Source organism: Streptosporangium sp. CA-115845, assembly GCF_050943795.1.
Classification (GTDB): Bacteria; Actinomycetota; Actinomycetes; order Streptosporangiales; family Streptosporangiaceae; genus Streptosporangium.
Map to the genome: position 1 here is coordinate 6,496,542 of NZ_CP191988.1, position 23,376 is coordinate 6,519,917.

At 70.5% G+C, this 23,376-nt stretch carries 22 protein-coding genes; 8 read left to right on the plus strand and 14 right to left on the minus strand.

Translation table 11 applies throughout. The features are described 5' to 3' along the window. Window positions 1-93: 93 nt before the first annotated feature. Window positions 94-1,020 (minus strand): EamA family transporter, encoded by a 927-nt coding sequence (locus ACQP0P_RS31355; RefSeq protein ID WP_433361461.1) that lies wholly within the window; start codon window positions 1,018-1,020, stop codon window positions 94-96. Between the two features lie 39 nt (window positions 1,021-1,059). Between ACQP0P_RS31355 and ACQP0P_RS31360 the strand changes: the two genes are divergently transcribed. Then, complete coding sequence (locus ACQP0P_RS31360; protein ID WP_433361464.1) at window positions 1,060-1,575, plus strand: MarR family winged helix-turn-helix transcriptional regulator; 516 nt, start codon at window positions 1,060-1,062, stop codon at window positions 1,573-1,575. A gap of 76 nt (window positions 1,576-1,651) precedes the next feature. Here ACQP0P_RS31360 and lysA read toward each other — a convergent pair whose 3' ends face one another. Next, window positions 1,652-2,935: a diaminopimelate decarboxylase gene (gene lysA, locus ACQP0P_RS31365; protein ID WP_433361467.1), complete on the minus strand. Its 1,284-nt coding sequence runs from the start codon at window positions 2,933-2,935 to the stop codon at window positions 1,652-1,654. A gap of 144 nt (window positions 2,936-3,079) precedes the next feature. On the opposite strand from lysA, the gene ACQP0P_RS31370 reads away from it, so the two are divergent. From ACQP0P_RS31370 to ACQP0P_RS31390, 5 genes are read left to right on the plus strand one after another with little or no spacing between them, the layout of a single operon-like run. Beyond that, window positions 3,080-3,964 carry an ABC transporter substrate-binding protein gene (locus ACQP0P_RS31370; protein WP_433361470.1) on the plus strand — a complete coding sequence of 295 codons (885 nt, stop codon included), beginning with the start codon at window positions 3,080-3,082 and terminating at the stop codon, window positions 3,962-3,964. Then, the gene (locus tag ACQP0P_RS31375; RefSeq protein WP_433361473.1) at window positions 3,955-4,875 is read left to right on the plus strand and encodes an amino acid ABC transporter permease; all 921 of its coding nucleotides are present in this window, start codon (window positions 3,955-3,957) and stop codon (window positions 4,873-4,875) included. Before ACQP0P_RS31370 ends, ACQP0P_RS31375 begins: the two co-directional genes overlap by 10 nt. After that, window positions 4,875-5,639, plus strand: coding sequence for an amino acid ABC transporter ATP-binding protein (locus ACQP0P_RS31380; RefSeq protein WP_433361476.1), 765 nt, complete (start codon window positions 4,875-4,877; stop codon window positions 5,637-5,639). The genes ACQP0P_RS31375 and ACQP0P_RS31380 overlap by 1 nt, the downstream gene beginning before the upstream one ends. Further along, the gene (locus ACQP0P_RS31385) at window positions 5,636-7,243 is read left to right on the plus strand and encodes an N-acyl-D-amino-acid deacylase family protein (protein WP_433361479.1); all 1,608 of its coding nucleotides are present in this window, start codon (window positions 5,636-5,638) and stop codon (window positions 7,241-7,243) included. Before ACQP0P_RS31380 ends, ACQP0P_RS31385 begins: the two co-directional genes overlap by 4 nt. Window positions 7,244-7,278: 35 nt before the next feature. Then, window positions 7,279-8,088 carry a serine hydrolase gene (locus ACQP0P_RS31390; RefSeq protein ID WP_433361482.1) on the plus strand — a complete coding sequence of 270 codons (810 nt, stop codon included), beginning with the start codon at window positions 7,279-7,281 and terminating at the stop codon, window positions 8,086-8,088. Window positions 8,089-8,314: 226 nt separating this feature from the next. On the opposite strand, the gene ACQP0P_RS31395 is transcribed toward ACQP0P_RS31390, so the two are convergent. Then, on the minus strand, window positions 8,315-9,019 hold the full coding sequence (locus ACQP0P_RS31395; RefSeq protein WP_433361485.1) for a TetR/AcrR family transcriptional regulator: 705 nt from the start codon (window positions 9,017-9,019) through the stop codon (window positions 8,315-8,317). A gap of 114 nt (window positions 9,020-9,133) precedes the next feature. After that, window positions 9,134-10,045, minus strand: coding sequence for a LysR family transcriptional regulator (locus tag ACQP0P_RS31400; RefSeq protein ID WP_433361488.1), 912 nt, complete (start codon window positions 10,043-10,045; stop codon window positions 9,134-9,136). Between the two features lie 261 nt (window positions 10,046-10,306). Here ACQP0P_RS31400 and ACQP0P_RS31405 point away from each other — a divergent pair, with 261 nt between their 5' ends. Next, a complete protein-coding gene (locus ACQP0P_RS31405) occupies window positions 10,307-10,561 on the plus strand; it encodes a hypothetical protein (protein ID WP_433361491.1) in 255 nt (84 codons plus the stop codon). A 185-nt stretch (window positions 10,562-10,746) separates the two neighbouring features. Here ACQP0P_RS31405 and ACQP0P_RS31410 read toward each other — a convergent pair whose 3' ends face one another. The 6 genes from ACQP0P_RS31410 to ACQP0P_RS31435 all read right to left on the minus strand — a co-directional run bounded on the left by ACQP0P_RS31410 (window position 10,747) and on the right by ACQP0P_RS31435 (window position 16,324). Further along, on the minus strand, window positions 10,747-11,316 hold the full coding sequence (locus ACQP0P_RS31410) for a hemerythrin domain-containing protein (protein WP_433361494.1): 570 nt from the start codon (window positions 11,314-11,316) through the stop codon (window positions 10,747-10,749). Window positions 11,317-11,399: 83 nt separating this feature from the next. After that, window positions 11,400-12,059 carry an ABC transporter ATP-binding protein gene (locus ACQP0P_RS31415; RefSeq protein WP_433361497.1) on the minus strand — a complete coding sequence of 220 codons (660 nt, stop codon included), beginning with the start codon at window positions 12,057-12,059 and terminating at the stop codon, window positions 11,400-11,402. Next, window positions 12,052-12,987: an ABC transporter ATP-binding protein gene (locus ACQP0P_RS31420; protein ID WP_433361500.1), complete on the minus strand. Its 936-nt coding sequence runs from the start codon at window positions 12,985-12,987 to the stop codon at window positions 12,052-12,054. Before ACQP0P_RS31420 ends, ACQP0P_RS31415 begins: the two co-directional genes overlap by 8 nt. After that, on the minus strand, window positions 12,984-13,796 hold the full coding sequence (locus ACQP0P_RS31425; protein ID WP_433361503.1) for an ABC transporter permease: 813 nt from the start codon (window positions 13,794-13,796) through the stop codon (window positions 12,984-12,986). Before ACQP0P_RS31425 ends, ACQP0P_RS31420 begins: the two co-directional genes overlap by 4 nt. Continuing rightward, window positions 13,797-14,777: an ABC transporter permease gene (locus tag ACQP0P_RS31430; protein WP_433361506.1), complete on the minus strand. Its 981-nt coding sequence runs from the start codon at window positions 14,775-14,777 to the stop codon at window positions 13,797-13,799. It lies immediately after the preceding gene. Further along, entirely contained in the window at window positions 14,774-16,324 is a 1,551-nt protein-coding gene (locus ACQP0P_RS31435; protein ID WP_433361508.1) for an ABC transporter substrate-binding protein, read from the minus strand. The genes ACQP0P_RS31430 and ACQP0P_RS31435 overlap by 4 nt, the downstream gene beginning before the upstream one ends. Before the next feature lie 305 nt (window positions 16,325-16,629). On the opposite strand from ACQP0P_RS31435, the gene ACQP0P_RS31440 reads away from it, so the two are divergent. Continuing rightward, window positions 16,630-17,085: a GNAT family N-acetyltransferase gene (locus ACQP0P_RS31440; protein WP_433361511.1), complete on the plus strand. Its 456-nt coding sequence runs from the start codon at window positions 16,630-16,632 to the stop codon at window positions 17,083-17,085. Window positions 17,086-17,113: 28 nt separating this feature from the next. On the opposite strand, the gene ACQP0P_RS31445 is transcribed toward ACQP0P_RS31440, so the two are convergent. From ACQP0P_RS31445 to ACQP0P_RS31460, 4 genes are read right to left on the minus strand one after another with little or no spacing between them, the layout of a single operon-like run. Beyond that, window positions 17,114-20,920 (minus strand): type I polyketide synthase, encoded by a 3,807-nt coding sequence (locus ACQP0P_RS31445; RefSeq protein WP_433361514.1) that lies wholly within the window; start codon window positions 20,918-20,920, stop codon window positions 17,114-17,116. 21 nt (window positions 20,921-20,941) lie between these two features. Beyond that, window positions 20,942-21,985, minus strand: a complete 1,044-nt coding sequence (locus ACQP0P_RS31450) for a ketoacyl-ACP synthase III family protein (protein ID WP_433361517.1) — start codon at window positions 21,983-21,985, stop codon at window positions 20,942-20,944. 19 nt (window positions 21,986-22,004) lie between these two features. After that, window positions 22,005-22,256, minus strand: coding sequence for an acyl carrier protein (locus ACQP0P_RS31455; protein ID WP_350927935.1), 252 nt, complete (start codon window positions 22,254-22,256; stop codon window positions 22,005-22,007). Beyond that, window positions 22,253-23,263 (minus strand): ketoacyl-ACP synthase III family protein, encoded by a 1,011-nt coding sequence (locus tag ACQP0P_RS31460; RefSeq protein WP_433361519.1) that lies wholly within the window; start codon window positions 23,261-23,263, stop codon window positions 22,253-22,255. The genes ACQP0P_RS31455 and ACQP0P_RS31460 overlap by 4 nt, the downstream gene beginning before the upstream one ends. Window positions 23,264-23,376 lie beyond the last annotated feature (113 nt).

Genomic DNA, 23,376 nt, shown 5'->3' on the forward strand with positions numbered 1-23,376 from the left:
CGGCCTGCCGTGGAGACGTCGCGGGTCAGAGGTAACCCGGCCCGGCACACCCTGCGCCCGCCCTCCCCGCCCATCCGCCGCCGCACGGCACCGTCAGCGGCCGGCTCGTTCTCGACGCCGGGCAGGCTCTGTCGGCCTTTCCCGGTCTCGTTGCCGCCTGATCGCGACGAGGCGGGCCGCGACGGGCTGCCCGAGGAGGATGCCGAGGAGGGTCAGCATCAGCCCGCAGAGCTGTTGTGCGGTGAGCACCTCTCCGGCGATCGTCGTGCCGAGCAGCACCCCGGTCACCGGGTTCAGCAACCCGACGAGTCCCACCGTTCCCGCCGACAGGTGCCGCAGTCCGGCGAACCAGGCGACGAAGGCGAGAGCCGTCGCGATGACGCTGAGATAACCGAACCCGAGGATCTCAGGTCCGTCCAGGCTCGGCGGCGAGCCCTCCACCGCGACGGCGAAGGGCAGCAGGACGACGCCCCCGGCGATGAGCTGCCACGAGGTCGACGACAGCACGTCGACCTCGGCGCTCCACCTCTTGGCCAGCACGAAGCCGAACGACGACAGCACCATGGCCGTGACGGACGCGAGCACGCCCAGGGGGTCGACGGCGGCCGCGCCGGTGAACAGCATGAGGCAGACACCCGCGATGCCGACGCCGGCTCCGGTCAGGTGCAGGACCTTCGGGCGCTCCGAGAGCAGTGACCAGGCCAGCAGCATCATCACGACGGGCGACGTCGCCATGATCGTCGAGGCGATGCTCGTCGGAAGCAGCTGGGCCGCCAGGTAGACGAGCGCGAAGAACGCGCTCATGTTGATGGTGCCGAGGACCAGGGATTTCCACCACCACGCCCCGCGGGGAAGCTTCCTGCCGATGAGGAGAAGCAGCAGTCCGGCGGGCAGCGCCCTGATGACCGCCCCGTACAGGGGGTAGCCGGGCGGGAGGAACCGGTGGGTGACGAAGTAGGTCGTCCCCCACGCGATCGGCGCCATCGCCGTGACCAATGCCCAGCGAAAATTAACTTCCATGGAAGGTAATATAGCTTCCATGGAAGCTATACTCCAGACATGAGCGAACCTCTGGATCATGTAGCCCGCATCCAGCAGGAATGGGCTCGCGAGCGGCCGGACCTGGACGTGAGCCCGCAGGGGGTGATCGGGCGCCTGCACCGCCTGGCCGGGCACCTCACCGAACAGCTCTGCGTCGTCTACCGGCGATACGGGCTTGGGGAGGGAGAGTTCGACGTCCTCGCCACCCTGCGGCGCGGCGGCGCGCCGTTCGAGCGCGCCCCCGGAGAGCTCGCCGCCTTCACCATGGTCACCACCGGCGCGATGACCAAACGCGTCGACCGGCTCGAACGTGACGGGCTGGTCACCCGTCGCCCGAGCGAGAGCGACGGCCGCGGCCGGGTGGTCGCGCTCACCGCCGCGGGCAAGGAGCTGATCGACCGGGCGTTCACCGAGCACATGCGCAACGAACGCCGCCTCCTCGACGAGCTGACCCCCGAAGAGGCCGCACACCTCGAATCACTCCTCGCCACCTGGCTGACCCGCTTCGAAACGCCGCTCCGGACGGATATCTGAGCCGCTCGCGGAGCGAGGGCCCGGCCGTGGTCTGAGCCGGTCAGACGGGTGGCGTCCAGCCCCGGCCCCGTACTCGTCAGCGCAGGTAGAGGCGGAGCAGGTCCTCCTCGGTCTCCCGGCGCACGATCGCCCTGGCGACCCCGTCGCGGACGGCGACCACCGGGGGCCGCGTCACATGGTTGTAGTTGCTCGCCATCGACCGCTGGTAGGCCCCCGAGGCGGGGATCGCCAGCAGATCGCCGGGCCGTACGTCGGCGGGCAGCGGCAGGTCCCGGACGAGCACGTCGCCGCTCTCGCAGTGCTTGCCGACCACGGTGACCTCACGCGGGGGCGCGTCCGAGGAGCGGGAGGCCAGGAGCGCGGTGTAGGCGGCGCCGTACATGGCGGGGCGCGGGTTGTCGCTCATCCCGCCGTCCACGCTGACGTAGGTGTTGACACCGGGGATCTCCTTGACCGTGCCCACCTCGTAGAGGGCGACGGCGGTGGGTCCGGCGATCGAGCGGCCCGGCTCGACGGCGAGCCGCACCCGGGCGGGTACGGCCGCACGCAGCGCCGCGACCACCTCGGCCGGGCGTGGCGGGACCGGGTCGCCGGGCCGGTAGACGATGCCCAGGCCGCCGCCGAGGTCGAGCTTGGGGATCGTCACGCCGTGCTCAAGCTCGCAGGCCAGCAGGAAGTCGGCCATCCGGCGGGCGGCCAGGGTGAAACCGCCCAGGTCGGTGATCTGCGAGCCGATGTGCGAGTGCAGCCCGGTCAGCTCCAGTGAGGTGGTGGCCAGGACCCGGCGGACCGCCTCGGCCGCCAGTCCGGCACTGAGCGAGAACCCGAACTTCGAGTCGTCGCCCCCGGTGGCGATGAACTCGTGGGTGTGCGCCTCCACCCCGGGGGTGACCCGGATCATCACGCGCTGCCGTACCCCCGCCTCGTCCGCGAGGGCGGCCAGGCGCTCGATCTCGGTGAAGGAGTCCACGACCACGCAGCCGACGCCCCAGGTGACGGCGCGGCGCAGCTCGGCGACCGACTTGTTGTTGCCGTGGAAGACCACCCGCGCGGGGTCCATGCCCCCGGCCAGGGCCACGGCCAGCTCGCCCCCGGTGCACACGTCGAGGCAGAGTCCGGCCGCCTCCAGCCAGCGCACCACCTCGGGGCAGAGGAAGGCCTTGCCGCCGTAGTGCACCTCCCCGTCGGGGAGCGCCTCCCGCCACTCCGCGCAGCGGTCCTGGAACTCCTCCTCGTCGAGGACGTAGGCGGGCGTGCCGAACTCGGCGGCGAGCTCCCGCACGCCGATCCCGCCGATGCGGAGTTCCCCGCCGGTCCATGCCGCAGTGCGCGGCCAGCCGTTCTCCATCACCAAGGTCATGGTGTCGAAGGTAGAGACTGATGGCTTTTGTCCGGTCTTAGCAGCGAAGTTTTCGATGCCAAGGCTCGCAAGCATTCACCTGTGTTGGGGCCGTTACCTCCCGTCGCCACCATAAACTCAACTATTCGCAAACTAGGAGATTTCATGACAAAGCGCCTATATTCGGTCATCGCTGTCGCGCTGGCGGTGTCGGCATTCGCCGGCGGCTGCGGGCGCTCGTCGTCGGGAACCGACGTCGGCTCGGACGCCGGCTCGGCGGCCGGCAAGACCGCCAAGGACCTGGTGCCCGAGGCCGTCCGCAAGAAGGGCGAGCTCCGGATGGCGACCTCGGAGGGCTACCCTCCGATGGAGATGTACAAGCCGGGTACCCAGGAGCTCACCGGCGTCGACCCGGACCTCGCCGAGGCGATCGCGGCCAAGCTCGGCCTGAAGGCCAAGGTGACCAACGCCGCCTTCGACGGCCTGATCCCGGGTCTGCAGGCAGGCCAGTGGGACGTGGTGATGTCCTCGATGAGCGACACCGAGGAGCGCCGCGCGGCCGTCGACTTCGTCGACTACTTCAACGCCGGCGGGGCCATCATGGTCAAGAAGGGCAACCCCGAGGGCATCAAGACCCTTGAGGACCTGTGCGGCCGTACCGTCGTGCTGGCCAAGGGCAGCTCGAACCTCGCGATCGGGCAGCGGCAGGACGAGAAGTGCGCCAAGAAGATGCAGATCATGCAGAGTGAGGACGCGCCGACCGGCCTGCTGAGCATCGACTCCGGCCGCGCGGTCGCCACCATCGTCGACTCGCCCGTCGCGGCGATGTACGCCAAGGAGACCGGCAAGTACGACGTGCTGTCCGAGCAGTACGACGCCGGTCCCTGGGGCATCGCAATCGACCGGCGCAACACCGCGCTGCGCGACGCCGTGGCCAAGGCGATGCAGGAACTGACCGCCGACGGCGGTTACCAGGCGGTCCTGGAGAAGTACGGCGTCGCGAGCAACGCCGTGCCCGAGGTGACGGTCAACACCAAGCCGTGGAAGTGACCAGAACCGCCGCGGACACCGAGAATCCGCACCTGCCGATCGACGCGCTCCGCCCGCCGCGGCCGGGCCGGTGGATCACGGCGGCGGTCGCCGGATTCGTCCTGGTCTGGCTGGCCTACACGATCATCATCAACGAGAACCTGCACTGGGACGTCATCGCCGCGTACCTGATGGACGGCAGGATCCTCGGCGGCCTGTGGGTCACGATCCAGCTCACCGTGCTGTCGATGGTGATCGGCCTGGCGCTGGGCATCCTCGCCGCGGTGATGCAGCTGTCCGGCAGCCCCGTGCTGCGGGGCGCCTCCGCGCTCTACACCTGGTTCTTCCGCGGCACCCCGCTGCTGGTCCAGCTCATCTTCTGGTTCAACATCGGGCTGGTCTTCCCCTCCTTCGGCATCGGCGTGCCGTTCGACGGCCCCAAGCTGATCGAGTGGCAGGCCAACGAGCTGATCACGCCCTTCACCGCGGCCCTGCTCGGTCTGGCGATCAACGAGGGCGCCTACATGGCCGAGATCGTCCGGGCGGGCATCCGCTCGGTGGACCCCGGCCAGCGCGAGGCGGCCGAGGCGCTCGGCATGTCGCACCGGCAGGTGCTTCGCCGGGTGGTGCTTCCCCAGGCGATGCGGGTGATCATCCCGCCCACCGGCAACCAGTTCATCTCGATGCTCAAGACCACCTCGATGGTCTCGGTCATCGCCGGGGCCGAGTTGCTGACCGTCTCCCAGCGCATCTACCTCGGCAACTTCGAGGTGATCGCGCTGCTCGTCGTGGCCTCCATCTGGTACATCGTGCTCACCACCATCGCCAGCGTCGGCCAGCACTTCATCGAGAAGCGGTTCGAGCGCGGCCACCACACGCTGCAGGTCAGGGTCCGCCGCAACCTGCGGCCGTTCAGCAGGGGGAACGTCTGATGGCCGAGCCCATGGTGAGCATCCGCTCGGTGCGCAAGCGCTTCGGCTCCGTCGAGGTGCTCAACGGCATCAGCCTGGACGTGCCGGTAGGCGGCGTGGTCTGCGTCGTCGGCCCGTCCGGGTCCGGCAAGTCGACACTGCTGCGCTGCGTCAACCGGCTGGAGACCATCGACTCCGGCCGCATCCGGGTGGACGGCGACCTGATCGGCTACGCCGAACAGGGTGACCGGCTCCACCACCTGAGCCCCGCCCGGCTCTGCCGCCAGCGGCAGGACATCGGCATGGTGTTCCAGCGCTTCCACCTCTTCCCGCACCGCACGGCGCTGGAGAACGTCATGGAGGGCCCGGTGGTCGTCAAGGGCGTCTCCAAGGGGGACGCCAGAAAGAGGGCACTGGAACTGCTGGAACGGGTGGGCCTGGCGGACCGCGCGGACCACTACCCCGCCCAGCTCTCCGGCGGCCAGCAGCAGCGCGTGGCGATCGCCCGCAGTCTGGCCATGGACCCCAAGCTCATGCTCTTCGACGAGCCGACCAGCGCGCTCGACCCCGAGCTGGTCCAGGAGGTGCTCGCGGTCATGCGGGACCTGGCCGTCAGCGGGATGACGATGATGGTCGTGACCCACGAGATGAGCTTCGCCCGCGAGGTCGGCGACAACCTGGTCTTCATCGACGGCGGGGTGATCGTCGAGCAGGGCCATCCCCGCGACGTGCTCGCCAACCCGCGCCACGAACGCTTCCGCACCTTCCTCGGACAGGTCCTGTGATCCCCCATTTCGATCTGCTGCTCCGAGGCGGCCTGGTGGTCGACGGTACGGCGGCACCCGATGCCGCCCGCCCCGCCGACGTCGGCGTCCTCGCCGGTCGCCTCACGCTGCTGCCCCCGGGAACCCCGGCCGGCTCCCGCCACACCGAGGACGTGACCGGCCTCGTCGTCGCCCCCGGCTTCATCGACGTGCACACCCACTCCGACGGCGTCACCCTGATCGACGGGGAGGTGGGCGGCGACATGGTCCAGGCCGCCGTCCTGCAGGGTGTCACCACGGAGATCTGCGGCAACTGCGGTTCCAGTCTCTTCCCCGCCCTGCCGGAACGGCTGGCCGCGATGCGCGCGGAGAGCCGGGTCTACTTCGGCGGCGATGTCGGGATGTACGAGGGCTTCGCCGAGTTCGCCGCCGCGCATGCGGCCGTGCCCCGCGCCAACCACCTCGCCTCCCTCGTCGGGCACGGCACGCTCCGCGCCGGAGTGATCGGCCCCGTCGATCGGGCCGCCACCCCCGGCGAGCTGGAGACCATGTGCGCGCTGCTCGACCGGGCGCTCTCGGCGGGCGCGGCCGGGCTCTCCAGCGGGCTCATCTACACCCCCGGCACCTACGCGAGCACCGACGAGGTCGTCGCGCTGGCCGCCGTCGCGGCCGGGCACGGCAAGCCGTACGTCACCCACCTGCGCGATGAGATGTCACGCGTGGAGGAGGCTCTGGAGGAGGCCGTCGAGATCGCGCGCAGGAGCGGTGCCCCGCTGCACGTCTCCCACCACAAGACGGCGGGCAAGTACGCCTGGGGACGCACCGAGCGCACCCTGCCCAGGATCGCCGGGCTGCGGGCCGAGGGCATGGACGTGACCTGCGACGTCTATCCCTACACCGCGGGAAGCACGGCGCTGGGCGCGATGCTCCCGCCCTGGGCCTCGGACGGCGGGCTGTCCGCGCTGATGGCGCGGCTGGCCGACCCCGGCCAGCGCGACCGGATGCGCCGAGCCATCGCCGAGGGCGTCCCCGGCTGGGAGAACACCGTCGGCAACGGCGGCTGGGACCGCATCTCGATCGCCTGCGCGCCACGCCACCCCGAGACGGAGGGGCACACGATCGCCGAGCTGGCCGCCACCCGCGGCCAGGACCCCCTCGACGTGGCCGCCGCCCTGCTCGTCGCCGAGCAGGGCGAGGTCACGATCATCAGCCACTCCATGATCGAGGACGATGTACGGCGGGTGCTGACCGCGCCGTACTCGATGATCGGCTCCGACGGCGTGCCCAAGCCCGGCGGCCGTCCCCACCCGCGCTGGGCGGGGACGTTCCCCCGCGTGCTCGGGCACTACACCCGGGAACTGGGACTGCTCGACCTGGAGACGGCGGTGCACAAGATGACCGGCATGGCCGCGGCCAGGTTCGGGCTGACCGGGCGCGGCGTGATCAGTGACGGCGCCCATGCCGACCTGGTCGTCTTCGACCCCGGCTCGATCGCCGACGGCGCCACCTTCGCCGCGCCGCTGGTCCCGCCGACGGGAGTCCACTCGGTGATCGTCGCCGGTGAGCGCGTGATCCGCGACGGTGCCCAGACCGGCGCCCGGCCTGGGAAGGTGCTGGCCACGTGATCGACGGTGACGCTGACCTCGGGAAGGATGAGGCGATGACAGAGTTCGACCTGCCGGGTGAGAGCGGCGCCGCCGCGGTGATCTCCAGGGTGGCCGTGTCGGTGCCGGGGCTGATCTCCGTCCACGAGGACACCGAGCTGCCCCTCGCCAGCGTCGGCAAGCTGCTGCTGCTCGCCGTGGTGGCGCGCGGGATCGCCGAGGGAGAGCTCGATCCCGCCGAGATCGTGGAGCTGCGGGAGGATGACCGCTGCGGGGGTTCCGGGCTCCTCGGCGTCCTGTCCGGCCGCCGCTGGGCGATCGGAGATCTCGCCGTGCTCACCGCGTCGGTGAGCGACAACACCGCGACCAACGCGCTGCTGCGCCGGCTCGGCCTGGACCGGGTCGCCGAGGGCGCCGCCGCGCTCGGCTTCGCGCGGACGCGGATCCTCGACCGGATCCGCGAGCCGCGCCTGCCCTCGCACCCGCCGACCTTCGCCGTCGGCACGGCGGGCGAGCTCGCCCGGTTCGCGGCCGGGCTCGACGGCCGGCGGGAGTGGACCCGGCTCCTGCTGGGCTGGATGGCCTGCAACACCGACCGGAGCCTGGTTCCCGCCCTGCTGCCGAGCGAGCCGGAGGAGCGGGAGATCCCCGGCTCCGTTCCCGCCGGGACGGTGTGGGTGGCGAACAAGACCGGCACCGACGTCGGGGTGCGGGCCGACGTGGGTGTGATGATCGGTGCCGGGCGCCGGATCGGCTACGCCGTACTGGCCAGCGGTCCCGCCGGCGGCGAGCACGCCCTGGTGGAGCGTGCCCGCCAGGCCGGCCTGGCCATCGGCCGCCTGGCCGGTCTGCCTCCCGGCCGCTGACCGAGAGGCGGGGCGAGCCGCCCTGGCGCCCGCCGGTCATACCGGCGATCGCCAGGGCGGCGTGCAAAGGCGCTATCAACTGGTCTTTGGGCGAGCCCCGCCCGCTGTCGCCAGTAGTTGCCGCCTCATCCCGCCGCAATTCCGCTGTCGAACCGCACGCTCGCCCGCCTGGCCGATCTCATCCGTGCCCAGCGCGCACAACGTCGCTGCGGGTGGCGCGCAACGACTACGACGCGCCGCCTGAGCGGCGGTCCGGGCGGTCCCGTAGCTGGGCCGGCAGAGCGCTGGCGTCGTCGAGGGCGACGAGCAGCTGGAGCTCGTCCGTGATCGGATTCGGAAGATCGGCGCCGGTGTCCGGCCGCGTCCGCAGGCCATCAAGGATGAGACGCAGGTAGCGCCGCCACAGGTTCGGGTGCCCGGTGTGTTCACTGATCGCGGCCACCATCAGCTGGATCATCGGCATATCCCAAGGTTGCACGTCCGGCCGCAGGGCGCCTTCGTCCTTGGCGCGTTGCAGCAGGTCGCCCGCGGCGGGGGCGATGCGGCTCAGCACCTGGTCGCGGCGTTGGGGCCCCCGCCCGGTGCCGAGCATCACCTCGCGCAGCCCGCGATCGAAAGCCTGAAGCTCGCACACCTTTTCCAGAGCGCTGGTCAGCGCGCTCCAGGCGTCCTTGCCGAGAGTGGCCTCGTGCAACATCGCCTCGACATTGTCGATCATGTCCTCGAACAGGGCGTCGACGAGCTCCTCCTTGTTGGCGAAGCGCCGATAGACGGTGCCCACGCCGACGCCCGCGCGCTCGGCGACGTCGTCCAGGGTGGCGCGCACGCCTTGCTCACGGAACACCTCGTGCGCCGCCGCAATGATCTTGCGCCGGTTGAGCTCGGCGTCTCGCCGTAACTTCCCCCGGCGTTTCTCGCCCGGTGCCGACATGCGCACTCCCTTCTTCCAGCCCTCACCCGCCCCGCCTGGAAGGCCGGCTCGCGGGGTCTCCGCCACGCCCGGCGCCGCGAATCCGATCCCAGGTCCGGCCGAATCGTCGAGGAGTCAGCGCAGGGCGTTACGGATCTGGGCCGAGGCGTCGCGCAGGTAGTCGATGAAGGAGCGCAGCGCCGGGTTGGGATTGGTCGGACGGGTGGCGGCGCCGATCCTGCGATAGAGGTGGGGCCCGTCCAACCTGCACACCTGGATGCCCGAGGCCCCCTGCGCGCCGAGGCTGGGCACCAGCGCCACCCCCAGCCCGGCCCTGACCAGTCCGAGCGTGACCTCGTAGTGGTCGCTGCGACAGCGGATCATCGGGCTGAACCCCTCCAGCGCGCTGGCACGCTCCAGCACCGAGACCGGGATGTCGGTGCCGTACGTGGTGATCCACGGCTCACCGGCCAGGTCGGCGATCCGTACCCGCTGCCGCTGCCCCGCCGGATGGCCCGGCGGCACGACCAGAAGCTGCGGCTCGTCGAACAGGTGGGTGACCTCGACCCCCTCCGGCGGCTTCCAGGGATCGAGCGCGTGCTCGAAGACGACCAGGACGTCCAGCGCGCCGCGCTCCAGGTCGGGCAGGAGCTCGTGCGGCTGGCCGAGCACCAGGTCGAGCTCCACGGCGGGGTGGCGGGCGGTGAAGGTCGACAGCGCCAGCGGCAGCAACCGGTATCCCGCGGAGGCGAAGAAACCGATCCGCAGTTGCCCGGCGTCGGCCCTGGCCTGCGCCAGCAGATCCTTCTCCGCCGCCTCGATGATGTCGAGCACCTCCTGCGCCCGGGTCGCGAGCCGCCGCCCGGCCGCGGTCAGCCGCAGGCTCTGCGCGCCCCGCTCCACCAGGCCCACGCCGGCCTCCTCCTCCAGCTTGGAGAGCTGGTGGGACACCGCGGAGGGCGAGAGCCGCAGGACACGGGCGGCTCCCGCGATGCTCCCCGTCCTGAAGATCTCCAAAAGCACCCGCAGGCGTTGGCTGCTCAGCACCGTTCCAGTATCGGCACCGGCGAAGCGGCCCGACGGCCGGGGTCCTCGTTGGTCAAGACACGCGCGGCAGGTCCGAATCCTTCACCCCGTCTAAAGATTTGACCTCAGAACAGGTCCCACCAGCCTTCCTAGCGGCTCGCAAGCGTTTCCCAAGCATGATCACACACTCTGCCGACAGGACATCGCACGTGCTCGGGAAGCGATTCTCAGTGGAGTCGCCTTTCGGCTGGCAGGTGCTTCTTCACGAAAGGCAGGAAGAAAATGAAAGCTCGTCGTCTGGCCACAGCGGCGCTGATAGCCGGTGGACTCGTCTTCGGCACCATGGTCGGCCCCGCCGCAGCCACCACCACGGCGGCCTCCGCGCAGGCCGCCCCGTCCTGGCACCTCGCGGACTACTACCAGTACAGAAACGACTGCAACAGAACCGGTTTCCAAGCCATTACCAACGGCGGCATCGTCCAGGCTTACAGGTGCGATCTCGAAGGCTCCCGCTTCGCCCTTTATCTCTACTACTAAAAACGTCGGCCCGGGACGGATCTCTCCGTGAGTCCGTTCCGAGCCGGCCGTGCGGGCCGCCCGTGCCGGCGAGCCAACTCAATAGAGTCGCTTTCCGGACAAGGACGGCCCGCACGATCGTGGTGCCGGAGCGAGGACAGCGGGAGCGACTCCGTGTCCTTCCCTATCCGGTCAGGACGGGACGATCAGCGCTCCTCGTCGTCGGTGAGCAGGAAGCCGGGCCGGGAGCGATCCCAGCCCGGCACGTTCAGCGCGTTGAGCGCCGAGACGATGCGTTTCTCCTCGTAGACGAAGTGCGTCTCCATCAGCGCGGCGAGGCTGTCCAGCTCGCCGCGCACCTTGACCGGATCCGTCTCCTGGTCCAGGCCGCCGACGAGCGCCTCCAGTCTCCTGAGGGAGTCCTCCACCAGCCGGTGGTCGCGACGCAGCTCGTCCAGCACCGGGCGCAGTTCGGGAAACTCCTCGGCGAGCGTGGGGAACGCGCCGTCGTCCTCGCCGGTGTGGTGCCGGTTCAGGGCGGAACAGAAGGTCAGGCAGTGGGCCCGCAGTTCGCGGGGCCGTGCGCCGCCGTCGAGGTGGGCCTCGACATTCTCGCGGAGCGCGTCGAGCTCCTCACGGAGCCAGAGATGTACTTCGATCAGTTGGTTGCCGAACGCCAGCAGGCGTCCATCGGGTGTTTCCAAGGTCGTCCAGTGTTCCGGCGCCTCCATGCCCTCGGCGATCTCTTTGCCGGGTGCACCGCGACGCTGGCACAAGATCCCACCATCATCGTGACGATCGGTCAACCCGCGCTCCCCCGGTGAGGGGATGCCCGTGCGCGCCGCGTACAAGATCGCGTTCATGACGGCGGCAGATCACCGTGCCCGGCGAAACCGACGGTCTCGTCGGCCCAGCGATCCAGCAGGATCGGGTCGTGGCTGATCGCCAGCACTCCGGCCCCGGTACGCTCCCGGTAGGCGTTCACCACCCCGACCAGGTGTGCCTGCGTGGAGGCGTCCAGCATGGTGGTCATCTCGTCGCAGATCAGGTAGCGGGGTTCCAAGGTCAGTGCCCTGGCCACGCAGGCCCGCTGCAACTGCCCGTCGGAGACCTCGTGCGGCCATCGGGTGAGCAGGTCGCCGGTCAGACCTGTCTCCCTGGCCAGCTCGGTGACGCGCCCCTCGTCCGGCCGGCCGTTCGCGGTCAGCGGCTCACCGATCACTTCGGCGAGTTTGAGACGCGGGTCCACCGCGAGCCTGGGCTGCTGGTAGATCAGGGCCACCCGGGTGCGCAGGTCGCGGGCCGCGCGCTGCCGCCAGCGCGTCACGATCGTGCCGTCCACGGTGAGCGTGCCCGACGCCGGGCGCAGCATCAGCGCCATGACCCTGGCCAGCGTCGACTTCCCGCAGCCGCTCGGCCCGGCCAGGCCGGTCACCTTACCGGGCACGATCGTCAGGGACGTCTCGTCCAGCGCGGTGTGCCTGCCGTATCTGACGGTGATTCCGGACGCCTCAAGCATGCCTGTCCTCCAGAGCGTGGTGGCAGGCCACACCGCCGTCCATCGGTGGCGGCACGGCGCATCGCTCGGTCTCGTGGCCGCAGCGCGACCGGAACGCACACCCCTCGGGCAGCCGGGTCAGCTCGGGCGGCAGCCCGGGAATGGGGACGAATGCCCGATCCGGCTGGGCCGCCACCAGCCCCGCCGTGTACGGATGGCGGGGGCGCCCGAGCACCTCGGCCACCGGCCCCACCTCGACCAGGCGGCTGGCGTACATCACCGCGAGGTCGTCGGCGACCCGCTCGGCGGCGCGCAGGTCGTGCGTGATCAGGAGCACGGCACGTCCCTCGTCGCACAGCTCGCGCAGCGTCGCCATCGCCCGGTCCACCAGTGGCCGGTCCAGCCCGCTGGTCGGCTCGTCGGCCAGCACCAGCCACGGGTCGCCTGCCAGCGCGATCGCGTTCGCCACCCGCTGGGCCATGCCGCCCGACAGCTCGTGCGGGTAGCGGTCCAGCTCCTGCGGGCGCAGGCCGTACCGCGCCGCCAGGTCATCGGCCGTGGCGTGCGAGCCGAGCTCGCGGATGGCCTCCTGGAGTTGCGCCCGTGCCGTGCGCACCGGCGTGAGGTGGGTGGCCGGGCTCTGCGGGATGAGCCCGATCGCCCGCCCGCGCACCCGCCTGGCCAGTACGGCCTGCGAGGCGCCGAGGAGTTCCACCGGCTCCTCGCCGTGCTCCAGCCATGCCTGGCCGGAGACGGTCGCGTTGTCCGGCAGCAGGCCGAGCAGCGCGTGCGCGAGCACCGACTTGCCGCACCCGGACTCACCCACCAGGGCCAGGCAGCTACCCGGCCGTACCTCGAAGGTCGCCTCGCTGACCGCCTGCACCAGCGCGCCGGGGATGCGGAAGCTGACGCTCAGCCCCTGAACCCGTAGCCGTCCGTGGCCGGTCACAGTTCCAGCTCCGATCTCCAGCGAGGGGTGCGGCGGTCACGCCAGTGCTGGGCCAGCACCGATACCGCCAGCGTGGGCACCAGGATGAACAGGCCGGGTATCAGGCTCGACCACCAGTCGCCGGTGAGCAACGAGCGCTGCCCATCGTTGATCATGTTGCCGAGTGAGGCCAGGTGCGGCGGGAGTCCCAGGCCGAGGAAGCTCAGCGCGGTCTCGTGCCAGATCGCGTGGGGCATCATCAGCACCGTCGCCAGCATCAGGTGGGGGAAAAGGTGCGGTAGTAGATGGCGGCGGACCACCCGCATCCTGGTCGAGCCTCCGGAGATCGCCGCCTCCACGAACGGGCGCGAGCGCAGCGAGAGCACCTCGGAGCGCACGATCCGGGCCGCCGTGGTCCAGTGCGTCACACCTACCGAGACCACCACGGCGGCGGCGCTCGGCGCGAACAGCGCGACGATGAAGATGCCGAACAGCAGGTGCGGCAGGGCGTTGAAGCCGTCCACCACCCGCATGAGCAGGCGGTCGGGCAGTCCTCCCAGGCTGCCCGCCGCCAGGCCCATGAGTCCGCCGATCACCATGCTGACCAGCGCGGCCACCAGGCCCACGAGGAAGGAGACGCGCAGGCCGTAGATCGACCGGATCAGCACGTCCCGCCCGACCTCGTCGGTGCCGAGGGGGTGTGCGAAAGAGGGGGGCTGCCCGGCCGCGCGCAGGTCCACCAGGCTCTGGTCGAGTTGCACGACAGGCGGCACCAGGAGTACGGCGAGCGCCAGCAGCACCAGGGTGCCGGCCGCGAACCTCACCGGCATTCAGCCCACCCCCAAGGTGCGCACCCGCGGATCGGCCACGGTGTAGGCGATGTCGGCGAGCAGGTTGCCGACCAGCACCGCCGCCGTGCCCAGCAGGGTGAGCGCCGCCAGCAGCGGGAAATCCACGGCCAGCGCCGCCTGTACCGAGGCCGCGGCGACGCCGGGCCAGGAGAAGATCGTCTCGACCAGGATCGCGCCGGTGACCAGTTCCGGCATCCGGGCACCGAGCAGGGTGAGAAAGGGCAGCAGCGCCGACCTCAGCGCATGCCGCACGATCACGGTTCGCTCGCGCAGGCCGCGGGCGCGCGCGCCGATCACGAAGTCCTCCCGCAGCACCCCGATGACCGACTCCCGCACGTAGAGCACCAGCCACGACGACTGGGAAATCGCCAGCACCGCGACCGGCAGGACCAGGTGCGCGGCCACGTCAGCGGGGTCGATCGTGGTCGACGCCGCGTCGGTCAGGCCTCCCGCCGGCAGCCAGCCCAGCTGGACCGCGAAGACCCAGACGGCCAGCAGCCCCAGCCAGAACACCGGGGCGGCCTCGTTGGCGAACGCGCCGCCGGTGATCGCTCGGTCCACCCAGGAGCCGCGCCGCCAGGCGGCGAGGGTACCCACCACCAGGCTGCCGGCGAACATCAGCACCAGCGCCGAGCCGGTGGCCAGCAGGGTCCAGCCCAGCCGCTCGCCGATGATCTCGCTGACCGGCCGATGCAGGGAGCGCGACTCGCCCAGCTCGCCGCTGACCAGGTTGCCGAACCAGGTGGCGTACTGCTCAAGGACCGGCCGGTCCAGGCCCCAGTTCTGCCTGATCGACTCGACCACCTCCGGGGAGGTGACCAGCGCACGGTCGCCGAGGTACTGCCTGACCGGGTCGAACGGGGAGGCCTGGGCCAGCGCGAACATGCCGATCGTGACGGCCACCAGCAGGGGCACCGCGAAGGCCACCCGCCAGGCGATCATCTTGAGTACCGCTCTCACCCGACCGGCTTCCAGGTGTGGATGCCGGCGAACAGGCCCCCGGTGGCATGCTCGTGGCCGTCCACGCCCGGCACGATCCCTTCGTAGTCGCCGCGGATCACGTACACGTGCTTGAGGAAGACCAGATACGAATAGACCTCGTCGTCCCTGATGACCTTCTGGAAGTCGGCGTAGATCCGCTCGCGCTCCGCCTGCTCGCCCGAGGCCCTGCCCTGCTCCAGCAGCCTGTCGGCCTCGGGGTTGTCGTAGCGGCCCGGGTTGAAGAAGCCCTGACCCTTGAAGTCGGAGTGAAACAGCTCGTAGTTGACGTAGTCGGGGTCATACGGGCTGCCGTACCCCATGACCGCCGCGTCCTTGTCCAGTCGCGCCTCGATCGCGTCCCAGTCCAGGCCGATCGGCTCGACCCGCAGACCGATCCTCTTGGCGTCGGAGGCGGCGGCCAGCGCGAGTTCCTTGCGCAGCGAGTCGCCCGCCGGATACATCAGGGTGAACTCGGCACTCCTGCCGTCCTTCTCCCTGATGCCGTCCTTCCCCATGATCCAGCCCGCCTCGTCGAGCAGCTTGCCGGCGGCTTCGGGGTCGGTGCCACCGGTCACCTCGGGGTTGTGCCATCCGATGTCGGGCGAGATCGGCCCGTAGGCGGGAACGCCCGAGCCGGCCAGGATCGTGTCGACCATCGCCTGCCGGTCGAGGGCCAGGCCGAACGCCTTGCGTACGGCCCGGTCGCCGGTCACCGGCTGGGTCATCGGGAACACGATCGCGCGATAGTCGGCGCTCGGTACGTCGTACACGGTCACGTCCTGCCGGCCGCGCAGGCCGACGGCGGCCTTCGGCGGCAGCACGGTGGCGTCGAACTCGCCCGCCCGGACCCGGGTCGCGCGCACGTTGTCGTCGGGGGCGAAGGCGAGCACCAACCTGGAGATCGCCGGAGCGCCACCCCAGTACTCCTTGTTCGCCTCCAGCACGATCTTGTCTCCAGGCGTCCAGGAGACGAACCGGTAGGGGCCGCTGCCGACCGGCCTGGTCTTCTCCATCGTGCCCGTGGGCACGATGCCGAGCGTGGTGCGCTGCACGAACGGCGCATAGGGGTACCGGAGACCGAACACCACGGTCCGCGCGTCGGGAGCCGCCACATCCTTGATCGCCGAATAGTCGCTCCTGATCGTGGAGTTGTTGGCGGGATCGAGCAGCGCCTCGTAGGTGTACTCCACGTCCTTGCTGGTCAGCGGCTTGCCGTCGTGGAACTTCACCCCTTCCTTCAGAGTGAAGGTGACGGTCGTCCCGTCCTCGGAGACGGTGGGCGGCTCAGCGGCGAGCGCGGGTTTGATCGTCAGGTCGGATGCCCGGCTCATCAACCCGTCGAAGATCAACGATCCCCCGTCAGGGGAGAACCCGAGCACCGGGCTCAAATTGTCGAATTCCGAGCTCAGGCCGATGACGAACGTGTCATCCGGCGGGTCGGCCGGCCCCTGCGGGGCGGAACAGGCCGCACCGGCCAGAGCGAGGACGACGCACAGCGTGGCGGACTTCTTGAGAAGTTTTGTCACAAGAGAACTTCTATCACTTGCAACTAACTTGCAATAACTTGGGATGGACTCCCAGTGGAGCTCAGGTGGCAGCTGCCCCTACGCGACCTACGACCTCCCCAAAGCGGGCCGCCGCCGGTGACCACTCGTCGAACGCGCCACCGACCGGCACCGCGGCGTGCGCGAGAACCGCCGCACTCCTCATCGGCCCCGGGCCGGCCCATGAGTCCCCTCAAGACGGCTGTGGTTCTCCTCGGCGCCCACCCCGTGGTTTCGTGGTCCTCGGCTGAGACAGCGAATGTCTCCACGAAGGGATGGGCGTGGAATTGAAGATCGTAGTTGACGACCTCTCCGGTCCGGAGATCGCTGGATTCCTCGACGAGCACGTCCAGGAGATGCGCTCCATCACTCCGCTGGAGAGCAAGCACGCCCTTGACCTGGAGAGCCTGCGCAGGCCCGAGATCACGTTCTGGTCGGTCCTGGACGGTGACGTCCTGGTCGGCTGCGGCGCGATCAAGAGGCTGGACGCGGACCACGCGGAGGTCAAGTCGATGCGCACCACGTCGACGCGCAAGCGGAGCGGAATCGCCTCCCTCCTCCTGGAGCACATCGTCACCGAGGCCAGGCGCATGGGATTCACCAGGCTGAGCCTTGAGACCGGGGCGGCCGAGTTCTTCCTGCCGGCCAGGAAGCTGTACGAGAGGTTCGGGTTCGAGTACTGCGACCCGTTCGCGGGCTACGGACCCGATCCGAACAGCGCGTTCATGACCAGAGTGCTCTGAGGACCTGTACGGCCGCCCCTTTTCCGACTCAGCCCCCGATCGCGGGCATGCTCTCGGGAACGGTCTCCACCGCCGCCTCCGGTCCCGGAGCCGTGAGAAGCTCCACCAGGTGGTCCGCGATCGCGGAGATGGTGGGCTGCTGCCACAGCAGGGTCGCGGGGAGACGGCGGCCGAAGCGCTTCTCCAGGCGCCGCCGGACCATGATGGTCATCACCGAGTCCAGCCCCTGCTCGACAAGGGGACGCCGGGTCGCCAGGTCCTCAGGGGCCAGCCTCATCACAGCCGCGATCTCCGCGCGGATCTCGGGCAGGACGCGCTCGCGCAGGTCCTCGGGCGCCAGGCCGGCGAACGACTCCGCGGGCCCCTGGAGATCCTCCTCGGCCGAGGTGGGCGCGTCGATCACCGGATAGCGGAGTCCCGCAAGGTGTCCCACCACCCGGCCGTCCACGTCGGCCAGGAGCGCCCGAACGGTGTCGTCGGCGGCCGGGTCCACGGCCGCGTTGATGATCACCGTCGAGGGTGGCGTGCCGGTAAGCACCATCTCGTCGATGTGCACGACCATGCGCAGCACCGGATCGCCGGGGAACACACAGGGCGCCACGGACATCGCCGCGTCCAGCGCCGGCGCCCAGCTCCCCGCTTCCTCGGTGCGGACCGTGGCCCGCAGCACGCCGTCTCCGCTCAGCAACGTCTCAATCGTCCAGTCGAAGCCCGTCGAGGGCACGCCGACGGTGGCCAGCCGCCTGTGCACGAACCCGGGATCGATCGGGGTGAGAGCGCCGGCGTCCGGCAGCACGTCGGGTTTCACCTGGCCCGGAGCAGCCACGTCCGCGGTGACGTGCACCAGCCAGGCGGGTTCCGGCTCGTCGGGGCCGGCCGGTGTACGGGCCGCGAGCCGTACCGCCGGAGGCTCGTGCACGACCTGGATCTGCCTGCGTGCCGCGGTCATCAGCGGATGCGTCATCTCCACGTCGGTGAGCGTGACGTCCTCGTCCTCGACCGCGTGCAGGAACGTGTTGACCAGCACGGCGGCGGGCACGATCTCGACCCCGTTGAGGGCGTGGCTGCCCGGGTAGGGCCGGTTGGCGTCCTCCAGGCTGGTCCGCCACACCCGGGTCCGGCTGCCCGCGAGGCCGGTCCCGGCTCCGAGCAGGGTGTGGGAGTGCACGTCGTGCCCTCGGTTGCCGTCCTCGGTGTACCCCTCGCGCCAGTGGCGGCGGTGCTGCCAGGCGTACGGCGGCAGATCGGCCAGGCCGCCGGACGGCTGCAGCCGGCTCCAGTCCACATCGACGCCGTGACAGTGCGCCGTGCCCAGCGCGATGAGGAAGGTCGGCGACTCCGGCTGGTTCCGGCGCAGTGACGTGCCGACGAACACGTCCTCGAACCCGCTCTCCGAGAGCGTCTCGGTCACCGAGTGCGCGACCACGGGGTGGGGGGAGATCTCCAGGAACACGCGGTGGCCGTCCTGCGCCGCGGCCGTCGTCGCCGCGGCCAGCCGCACGGGGTCCCGGAGGTTCGCCGCCCAGTACGCGCCGTCCAGGACAGGCGTCGACCGGGGGTCCGCCAGCGCGGTCGTGTACATGGGGATGCGAGGCGCCCCGAACGAGAGATCGGCGGTGGCGGCGGCCAGTTCGACGGCCAGAGGCTCCATGTGCGGGCTGTGGAAGGCGACATCCGACGTCACCCGCCGCACCACGATGCCCTCGGCCGGCCACTCGTTCACCACCGCCTCGACCGCGGCGACGTCGCCGGACAGCACGGTGGAGCCGGGGGCCGACGAGATCGCGGCCACCAGGTCGGTACGGCCGGCCAGCCTCTCCGCCGCCTCCTCGAAGGACAGGTCGACCATCACCATGGCCCCCTTGCCCTCGGCCTGGCGCAGCAGCCGGGAGCGGCGGCAGATCAGGCGGGCGCCGTCGGCGACGGTCATCGCACCGGCCGTCACCGCCGCCGCGATCTCGCCGACGGAGTGGCCGATGACGGCCTTCGGAGCGACCCCGTACGCGTTCCAGAGCCTGGCGAGGCCCAGCTGCATCACGAAGATCATGGTTTGCACGCGGTCGATGGTGTCGAGATCGCCGTCGGCCAGGACCTGCCGGGGAGAGAAGCCGATCTCCTCGACGAAGATCGACTCCACCTCGTCGACCAGGGACGCGAACTCCGGCACGGCGAGCAGCTCCCGCCCCATCCCGCGCCACTGGCAGCCCTGCCCGGAGAAGACCCAGACCGGCCCGGGACCGAGCTCGGGCAGCACGTCACCGGTGAGGACGGTCTCGGCCGGCACGTCCTCCGCGAGCCTGCGCAGGTTGGCCGCCAGCTCGTCCCGGTCCGCCCCGATCACGACGGCGCGCCGGGCCAGATGGGTGCGCCGGAGCGCCAGTGTGTGCCCCGCCGACGCCAGGTCGAGCCCGTTGCCGAGGTGATCGGCGAGCTTGCCCGCGTACTGCCGCAAAGCCTGCTCCGACGCGGCCGACAGCGGGAACAGCCGCTCCCCCGTCCCCTCGCCCCGGGGCGCCTCCTGGGCCGCAGGAGCCTGTTCGAGCACGATGTGCGCGACCGTGCCGCCGTACCCGAAGCTGGAGACGCCCGCCCGGCGGGGGTGGTCGCGCTCCGGCCAGGCCGATCGTTCGGTCACCACGCGAAGGCCCGAGGCCTCCCACGGGATGGCCGGGTTCAGGCTGCTCAGCACGCTCGGGGGGATCTCACCGCGGTCGAGGGCGAGCACCGCCTTGATGACGCCGGCGATGCCGGCGGCGCCTTCGAGGTGACCGATGTTGGACTTGACCGAGCCGATGAGGCACGGGTCGCCGGGGGGCCGCGGCGTGCCGTACACGGAGGAGAGCGCACCCGCCTCGAGCGGGTCGCCGAGCCGGGTCCCGGTGCCGTGCGCCTCGATGTAGTCGACGGTGGACGGCGCGACGCCCGCCTGCCGGCAGGCCCGGATCATCACGTGCTCCTGAGCCTCCCCGCACGGCGCCATGATGCCGTTGGTGTGCCCGTCCTGGTTCACGGCGCTGCCGATGACGAGCGCGAGGATCCGGTCACCGTCACGCTGCGCGTCGGACAGCCGCTTGAGCACGACCACGCCGCAGCCCTCGCCGCGTCCGTAGCCGTCGGCCGACGCGTCGAACGACTTGGACCGCCCGTCGGGGGCCAGGGCTCCGGCTGTGCCGAGCGTGACGGTCTGGCCCGGGGTGACCAGCAGGTTGACGCCGCCGGCGAGGGCGATGTCGCTCTCGCCGAGCCGCAGGCTCTGCGCGGACAGGTGCAGCGCGACCAGCGACGCCGAGCAGGCGGTGTCGATCGCCATGCTGGGTCCGCGCAGGTCCAGGGAGTAGGAGATGCGGTTGGCGACGGCGCAGGTCGCGGCGCCGATCCCGGTCCACGCCTCGATCTGGGGCAGGTCCTCCAGCAGACGGCTGCCGTAGTCGGCCGTGCAGACCCCGACGAACACCCCGGCGTCGGTGCCGGCCAGCTCGTGCGGCGGCAGGCCGGCGTTCTCCAGGGCCTCCCAGGCGGTCTCCATCAGGATCCGCTGCTGCGGGTCCATCAGCTCGGCCTCGCGGGGCGACAGGCCGAAGAACTCCGCGTCGAAGCCCTCGATGTCGCTCAGGAAGCTGCCGTGACGCACGGCGTCGCGCAGCGCGGCGGCGTATTCGGGGCTCCGGTTCTCATACCGGCGCCAGCGTTCGGCGGGCAGCGGCCGGGTCGTGTTCCGGCCGGCGCGCAGCAGGTCCCAGAACTCGTCCGGTGAGCGGGCGTCGCCGGGGAGGCGGCATCCGATCCCGATCACCGCCACCGGTTCCGCTCGGACTCCGCTCGGACTGTCGACCATCTGCGTTCGTTTCCCTTCGGTTCAGACCCATTGAGGATTGTCGATGATCTTGATCACGGCGCTGGAGACGGTCACTCCCGGCCCGGTGCCGAGCATCAGCATGTGGTCACCGGGGCCCAGCTGCCCGCTCATGAGCAGGTGGTCGAGAGAGAGGACCTGGTCGCTGGCCCCGCAGTGGCCGATGGTGCGGCCGTAGTCCCAGGTCGAGCGGGACATCGGCAGGTCGAGCATGGCCATGCACCGCTGTTCGACGATCTCTTCGGAGTAGTTCATGAACGCCACCCGGGCGAGAGCGCCGGCCTCGATCCCGCTCTCGGCCAGCGCGCGCTCGACGACCTCCATCAACGCCCGCTGGATCTTGAACAGCGCCGTGGTGGCCTCGCCCTTGGGCATGACCTGCTGCCGGAACTGCTCGTTCCTGGCCGCGAAGCTCATCCGGCGGCCGACCGTGACGCCCGGGGGGAACAGGGGTTCGCTGCCCCGGTGCAGTTCCTCGGCCTCGGCCACCGTCGTCGTGCAGACCGACATCAGGCGCGCGAAACCCGTCTCCTTGGTGAGCACGAGCGCGCCGGCGGCGTCCCCGCCGATGTAGCCGGGGCCCATCCGCCACCGGTCCATCAGCGGGGTGCCGTAATTGTCGGCGGCGACCAGCAGGGCGGCCTGCCGGCCGGGAGCGGCGTCCAGGTAGCCGGCCGCGAGTTCCAGGGCGATGAACATCCCGTTGCAGCCCTGCCGGATCTCGGTGGCCAGGACGTCCCCGCCGACGAGATGACGCTGCAGGTAGGAGTGCGGGGGCCAGCCGTCCGGTCCCTGGTGCCAGGTCGAGGCGTACAGGAGGAGATCCAGGTCGGCCGGCGCCCGCCCGCTGCGCTTGAGCGCGCTCCGCGCCGCGTGCAGGGCCATCTCCGGAGCCGGTACGTCACCGGCCACCACCGTCCCGGCCAGGTTGTGCAGTTCGGCCTCCTCGGCCGGGTACCAGCCTTTGGCGACGGCTTTCTCGACGCTGACGACGGTCCGGGGGAGGAAGGCTCCCACTCCGCTGATGTACGTGTCCGCGTACCGCATGACTCTGCCCTCGCCCCGGCTAGACGGATTCGAGTTCTCTGACCATCGCCACGATGGTCACGACGTCCCGGAAGTTCTCGGGGTCGAGCTTCGCGGCGGGGATCGGGACGCCGATGTCCCTCCGGAGGAAGTTCAGCAGCCGCGCCGTCCGCAGGGAGTCCAGGAGACCCGACACGAGGAGCGGGGTCGTCTCGTCGACCTTGATGTCGTCGCCGTCCAGGACGAGGTTCTCCTGGATGAAGTCGACCAGCCTTCGCGTGAGCTCGGTCATGCGCGTGCCCCTCTCGTGACGGGAGAGGTGGACAGGACCCTGAACGCCGCCGCGGCGACGGACGTTCCGGAGCCGAACCCGACCATGAGCAGGTGATCGCCGGCCACGAGGCCACCGGTCGCGATCAGATGCTCGAAGGCGATGAACTGGTCCACCGCGCCGCAGTGGCCCACACGCCTCCCGTAGTCCCAGGTCGTCTGATCCTCCTCGATGCCCAGCCAGGACATCTGCCCGTCCAGGTCCTCGCGGCGGCCGTGCGGCAACGCCACCCGCGTGATGTCGGCGAGTCCGATCCCGGCCTCGTCCAGGGTCTGTTCGACCTGCTGCATCATCGTTTTTTGGATCGTCAGGTGGATCCCGGTTCCCTGCGCCTTGAGCAGCCGCTGGCGGAATTCCTCGTGCCGGTCTCCGAAGCTCAGCCCCCTGCCGATGGTGGCGTCCGGGGGGAACAGGGGGTAGGCGCCGTCGTTGACCGCGTCGGCCTCCGGGATCACCGTCACGTTCACCGACAGGAGCTCGGCCATGCCGTACCCCTTGCCGAGGATGAGCGCGGCCGCGGCGTCGCCGATCAGCGCCCCGGGGGTCATCCGCCAGCGGTCCACCAGCGGGGTGCCGTGGTTGTCCGAGGAGACGACCATGGCCGTCTCCCGGTCCGCGTCGGCCTGCAGATAGCTCGCCGCCAGCTCAAGCGAGCTGATCATCCCTACGCAGCCGCTCCGGATCTCGAACGCCGGCACGTTCCCGCCGAGGAGGTGCGTCTGCAGGTAGTGCTGGGGCTGCCAGCCGTTCGGGCCCTGGTGCCAGACCGACGGGTAGAGCAGCAGGTCGAGATCGCGCGGGGAGGACTCACCCCAGCGGTCGTACGCGTCCAGGACCGCGAGCCGCGCCATCTCGGGCGCGGGCATGTCGCCGGCCACCGCCGCACCGATCTGCTGGAACCTCTCGACCTCCTCAGCCGGGTACCAGCCCTCACGAACCGCCTGCTCGACGCTCACACTGTCAGGCACATAAACGCCAAGACTCCTGACGAACATATTGGATGTACGCACACGTCCCCTAACTCGTCGACGATCCCGGACAACGGCCTTCGGGCAGCGAAAGGCGGCTTATCCGATTTATT